Below are 5,495 nucleotides of genomic sequence, written 5' to 3' on the forward strand. Positions count from 1 at the left end.
CGGGCGACGCCGCGGGCGGAGTGGGCGCGGGCGGCGCGCAGTCGGGCGGCGGCTACGGTTCGGCCTCGCCCTCCCCGACGCAGGGCGGCGGCGACGACGGTTCCGGTTCGCACGAGGACCTGGCGACCAGCGCCCCGAGCTGCGGCCGGCAGCAACTCGGCAGGGGCTCTGCGGACGAGGGCGCTCCCGGCCCCGACGGGAAGGTCTACGGCAGCTTCCGCGTCGTCAACACCTCCTCCGAGGCTTGCACGGTCGAGGGCGAGGGCGCCGTGGGCGCCTCCGCGCGCGGACGTGCCGACGTCTCGCGCATCACCGTGATCGACCACACCGCGGGCGACGCGGCCGGCGGCCTGCCCGACCCGGACCTCGCCCCGAGCGAACTGGTGCTGAAGCCGGGCGAGGCATACGAGGTCAAGTGGGCCTGGGTGCCCAGCGACTGCCACGGCGAGGGCCCCAAGCCGAAGGCCGAGTCGAGGGCTCCGGAGGGCAACGGCCCCGAAGGCTCCCAGGGCGGCGAGGACGGCGGCCCCGGCGGGGACGACGGCGGACCGGGCAACGGCAACGGCGGCCCGGGGGTGCCGGAGACCGGCGGCAACAACGGCGATTCCGGCGGCGGTTCGGGCGGTCAGACGGACAACAAGTCCAGCGTCGTGCTGACCCACACCCCGGACGTGGGCGACCCGGCGGCGGTCGACACCGAGCTGGAAGGGGCGTGCGCGGGCACGCTCTACCGCACGGGAGTGCTCGCGGCCGACTGACCTCCCGGTCTGCTCGTCCTCCCGCCCGTCCCGTTCCGTACGGCGTCGAGGCGCCGGTGCGCACCGCCGCCTGCGCACGCGTACACCCGCCGGTGCCCGCGCACCCAGGCTCCCCGGCCGCCGTGCGGCCCCGTACCGTTGAGGCGTGTACCGGTTTCTGCTGACCCCGCGGTGGTGGGGCGTCAACCTCTTCTCCGTGCTGGCGATCCCGGTGTGCCTGTTCATGGGGACCTGGCAGCTCTCCCGCTTCGAGGCCCGGGTCGAGAGCCACGAGGAGCAGCAGCGGACGGTCTCCTCGGCCGCGCACGCCGCACCGCAGCCGCTCTCCCGGCTGCTGCCCGTCGATGAGCGGACCAGCGGCCGTACGGCGGAGGTCTCCGGGCGTTACGACACCGCGCGTCCGCTGCTCGTGCCCGACCGGAAGCTGGAGGGCGAGCGCGGCTTCTATGTGCTCTCGCTGCTGCGCGTGCGTCCCGCGGAGCCCGGCGGCCACGCCAAGGCGCTGCCCGTCGTGCGCGGATGGCTGCCCGGCGAGGCCGACCCCTCGCGCGTACCGGCGCCGCCGCGCGGCGAGGTGCGGGTGACCGGCGCGCTCCAGGCGTCGGAGTCCGAGGGCGGTGCGGGCGAGGGCGGCGCGGGCGGCGGTCTCCCGAAGGGGCAGCTCGGCATGATCAGCGCGGCCTCGCTGGTCAACGTCGTCCCGTACGACGTCCAGGACGCGTGGATCACCGTGCAGCACACTCCGGCCTCCTCGAAGCTGAAGCCGGTGCCGCCGGTACGACCCGACAACACCGGCCTCGACATGAAGGCGTTCCAGAACCTCGGTTACACGGCCGAGTGGTTCGTCTTCGCGGGCTTCGTGGTCTTCATGTGGTTCCGGCTCTTCCGCCGGGACGCGGAGCTGGCCAAGGACGCCGCGCTCGGCATCATTCCCGGCCGGCCGGAGAGCGGCCCTGGTCCTGGCCCCGGCCCTGATCCTGATCCGGAGCCGGGTCCGGAAGATGCCGCAGGGCGAAGTCGATCTCCAGCCTCAACTGCTTGATCCGCTCCTCGACGACGAGCGAGCCGTGCCCGGCGTCGTACCGGTAGACCTCGTGCGGTGCGCCCCGCCGCTCCAGCCGCTCCACGTAGTTCTCGACCTGACGGATCGGGCAGCGCGGGTCGTTGACGCCCGCGGAGATGAAGACGGGCGCCTTGACGTCGTCGACGTACGTCAGCGGCGACGAGGCCGCGAAGCGCTCCGGCACCTCCTCCGGTGAGCCGCCGAGCAGCGTGCGGTCCAGCGACTTCAGCGCCTCCATCTCGTCGTGGTAGGCGGTGACGTAGTCCGCGACGGGCACCGCGGCGAGACCGACGGCCCAGGAGTCCGGCTGGGTGCCCAGCCCGAGCAGCGTCAGATAGCCGCCCCACGAACCGCCGCCGAGGACCGTGCGCCGCGGATCGGCCAGGCCCGAGGCGACGGCCCACTCCCGTACGGCCGCGATGTCCTCCAGCTCGATGAGGCCGACGCGGTGCTTGAGGGCGTCCGTCCAGGCCCGTCCGTAGCCGGTCGAGCCGCGGTAGTTGACGCGTACGACGGCGAAGCCGTGGTCGACCCATGCGGCGGGCTGTCCGGCGAAGGCGTCGCTGTCGTGCCAGGTGGGGCCGCCGTGCACGTCGAAGACCGTGGGGAAGGGGCCCTCGCCCGCCGGCTTCTGCACCAGCGCGTGGACGGTGCCGCCGGGGCCCTCGACCCAGGCGTCCTCGACGGGCACGGACGGGGGTGCCTTCATCCCGGGCGGGTCCAGGATCACCGTGCCCGTGGCCGAGTTGACGCGGGGCGGCTGTGCCGCAGAGGACCAGAGGTACTCGATGTCGACGCCGTCCGTGCCCGTGCCCGTGCCAGCACCTTCGCCGGCGCCGGCGAAGGCGGCGCGGGGCCGTGCCGTCGCCTCGGCGACCGAGCCGGGCGGCGTCTCCACCCGGGTCAGGGTGCGCGCCTCGATGTCGTAGCGCCACAGATCGCTGCGCGCCTGATGGCTGTGGGAGACCAGCAGCGCGGTGCCGTCCGGATACCAGTCGGCGCTGACATCGCCCGGCAGGTCGACGGCGAGTTCGGTCGTGGTCCCGGTGAGCGGCTCCCAGATCATCGGCTCCCAGCGGCCGGTGCGCTGGTGCGCGATCAGCAGCCGCGAGTCACCCGGTACGGGCGCGAACCCCAGGGCGGCCAGGCCCAGTTCGCGGGTGCCGCCCTCGCTGTCGTCCAGCTCGGCGACCGTGGTGCCGTCGGGGCGGGTCACCCGCAGCGCGGAGTGCATCGCGTCGCCGTGCTCGGTGTGCTCGACGACCAGCAGCGTGCCGTCGTGGGAGAGGTCGGCGACACCGGCGGACTCGCGGTGCCGGTAGATCTCGACGGGCTCCTCGCCGGGGCGGCAGAGGTGGATCGTCGTACCGTCCTCGTCGGTCGAGCGTCCGACGACGGCGGTGCCGTCCCGTCCGATCGCCAGGCCCGCGGGGAAGGACGGGGCGAGCCCGGGCACGGCCGGTTCGTCGTCGCCGCCCTCGAAGGGCTGGCGCATCCAGATCCCGAACTCGTCGCCGTCGGTGTCCGAGAACCACCAGATCTGCTCCCCGTCGGGTGTGAGCACGCCGTCGGTGGTCCCGTTGGGGCGGTCGGTGACCTGGCGGTGGCCGTCCGTGGTCCGGTCCCAGGCATACAGCTCGAACGTGCCCGTGACGTTGGAGACGTACAGCGAGCGGTCGGGAGCGTCCTCGGCCCAGTCGGGCAGCGAGACCCGCGGCGCCCGGAAGCGCTTCTCCCACTCCGGCATGGCCGGATCCGGCTTGGCATCCGTGTTCTGCGTCATGTGCCCATTCTGCGCCGGGGGCGCGGTCCGCGCGGGCGGGGGCCGGGGAGTGGCCGGACAACATCGTTTCGACCAGGGGTCGTTGGGACAAGCGGACGGGACGGGGACGTACGTACGGACACGCACGCAGGACGCACCGACCGGTGAACGGAGGCGACGTGGCTGACGGGACGAGCACGAGCGGCGAACTGAGGGCGCGGTACGGACAGGACGGGACAGGTGAGCCGGGAGGCGGTGGAGCGGTAGCCGGAGTGGACGGTAAGCGAGCAGGCACCGGGACCGGGAGCGGGACGCCGAGCCGGCGCGGGATCCTCGCGATCACCGCGTTCGCGGGCCTCGGGGCGCTCGCGGGCTGCGGCACGGCGCACCCCGACGACGGCAAGGGCGGCGGGGGTTCGGGCAGCGGCGCGGGGCACAAGCCCTCGTCCTCCCAGTCGCCCTCGCCGAGCAGGACCAGGAAGAAGCGGCCGCAACTTCCCCGTGGCGGACGGGAGTTGTTCCCCGAGTACCGCCTCGTCGGCTACTGCGGACTGCCCGGCGCACCGGCACTGGGCCGCCTCGGCGACGGCGACCCCGCAGAGCGCGTCAAGGAGATGGAGAAGACGGCACGCAAGTACGCCGAGGACCGCAAGCCCCTGCCCGTACTCGAACTGCTCGCCACGGTGGCCAATCCCAGCCCCGGCCCCGACGGCACCTACCGCACCCGCACCCCCGACAAGACCATCCGCCGCTTCCACGAACTCGCCCGCGAGCAGGAGGCGTTGCTGCTGCTGAACATCCAGCCGGGCCGCTCCTCCGCGCTGGACGAGGTCAAGGCCCTGGACGACTGGCTGGAGCACGCGGACGTCGGCGTCGCCCTCGACCCCGAGTGGGACATGGGCCCGGGGCAGACGCCGGGCGACACGTACGGACGCATCAGCGGCGGCGAACTCAACGACGTCTCCGACCACTTGGCCGGGATCGTCGACGACCACGACCTGCCGGACAAGCCGCTGGTCTTCCACCAGGTGGCCGACTCCGTCGTCGAGGACGAGAAGAAGATGCGTCCGGCGAAGGGCGTCCCGCTGATCAAGAGCGCCGACGGCATAGGCTCCCCGGGGCTCAAGCGCGGCACCTGGCGGCAGTTGGTGGACGGCATGCCCGACGGGGTGCACACGGGCTTCAAGCTCTTCTACGAGGAGGACGCGGAGACGTCGCGGCTGATGAAGCCGAAGGAAGTGCTGGCGCTCCGCCCGAAGCCGGAGTACGTGATGTACGAGTAGCGTGCGCACATGCCGATGAACCGAGCACACCGCCGACTGTGCAGCTCCGAGAAGTGGGCGCGCGGCGTACGCGAGAAGCTGCTGCCCTGGGCTCTGGAGGACGTCGAACTGGGCGAGGACGTACTGGAGTTGGGCCCCGGGTACGGGGCCAACCTCCGGGTCCTGGTCGAGCAGGTGCCGCATCTGACCGCGGTCGAGATCGACGAGGACACCACGCGTCTGCTCCAGGAGAGCTGGGGCGAGCGGGCCCGCGTCATCCACGGCGACGCCTCGGAACTGCCGCTGCCGGAGCGCAGTTTCTCGTCGGTGGTGTGCTTCACGATGCTGCACCACGTGCCGGAGGCCGCACGTCAGGACGCGATCTTCCGGGAGGCGTTCCGGGTGCTGCGGCCCGGCGGCGTCTTCGCCGGGAGCGACAGCCAGCCCGGCTTCCGCTTCCGGCTGCTGCACATCGGCGACACCATGAACACGCTGCCGCCCGCGACGCTTCCGGGACGGCTGGAGGCGGCGGGCTTCACGGACGTCGCGGTGGACCGGCACCCGGAGTCCGGCGGGATCCGCTTCCGCGGGCGCCGGCCGGAGTGAGCCGTCCCGGCCGGCGTCGTACCCGGACCGGCGGGTGCGGCGCC

At 73.2% G+C, this 5,495-nt stretch carries 4 protein-coding genes and 1 pseudogene; 4 read left to right on the forward strand and 1 reads right to left on the reverse strand.

Annotated features, from left to right (window positions below; translation table 11 throughout):
- Together AN218_RS37295 and AN218_RS34985 are read left to right on the forward strand one after the other, a co-directional pair.
- Positions 1-758, forward strand: a pseudogene (locus tag AN218_RS37295) (DUF4232 domain-containing protein); the annotation flags it as partial.
- Between the two features lie 145 nt (positions 759-903).
- The gene (locus AN218_RS34985) at positions 904-1,800 is read left to right on the forward strand and encodes an SURF1 family protein (protein WP_141747776.1); all 897 of its coding nucleotides are present in this window, start codon (positions 904-906) and stop codon (positions 1,798-1,800) included.
- Here AN218_RS34985 and AN218_RS31350 read toward each other — a convergent pair.
- Entirely contained in the window at positions 1,685-3,604 is a 1,920-nt protein-coding gene (locus tag AN218_RS31350; protein WP_070020410.1) for a S9 family peptidase, read from the reverse strand. The genes AN218_RS34985 and AN218_RS31350 overlap by 116 nt on opposite strands.
- 251 nt (positions 3,605-3,855) lie before the next feature.
- Here AN218_RS31350 and AN218_RS31355 point away from each other — a divergent pair, with 251 nt between their 5' ends.
- Both AN218_RS31355 and AN218_RS31360 read left to right on the forward strand, forming a co-directional pair.
- Positions 3,856-4,866: a hypothetical protein gene (locus tag AN218_RS31355; RefSeq protein WP_070020411.1), complete on the forward strand. Its 1,011-nt coding sequence runs from the start codon at positions 3,856-3,858 to the stop codon at positions 4,864-4,866.
- Between the two features lie 9 nt (positions 4,867-4,875).
- On the forward strand, positions 4,876-5,451 hold the full coding sequence (locus AN218_RS31360) for a class I SAM-dependent methyltransferase (protein WP_070020412.1): 576 nt from the start codon (positions 4,876-4,878) through the stop codon (positions 5,449-5,451).
- Positions 5,452-5,495 lie beyond the last annotated feature (44 nt).

This window comes from Streptomyces nanshensis (assembly GCF_001751255.1).
GTDB lineage: Bacteria > Actinomycetota > Actinomycetes > Streptomycetales > Streptomycetaceae > Streptomyces > Streptomyces nanshensis_A.

What these genes read in the sequence shown, in the direction of transcription:
- AN218_RS31350 (WP_070020410.1), bottom strand. Translation starts at nt 3,604, where the DNA reads ATGACGCAGAACACGGATGCCAAGCCGGATCCGGCCATGCCGGAGTGG.
- AN218_RS31360 (WP_070020412.1), top strand. Translation starts at nt 4,876, where the DNA reads ATGCCGATGAACCGAGCACACCGCCGACTGTGCAGCTCCGAGAAGTGG.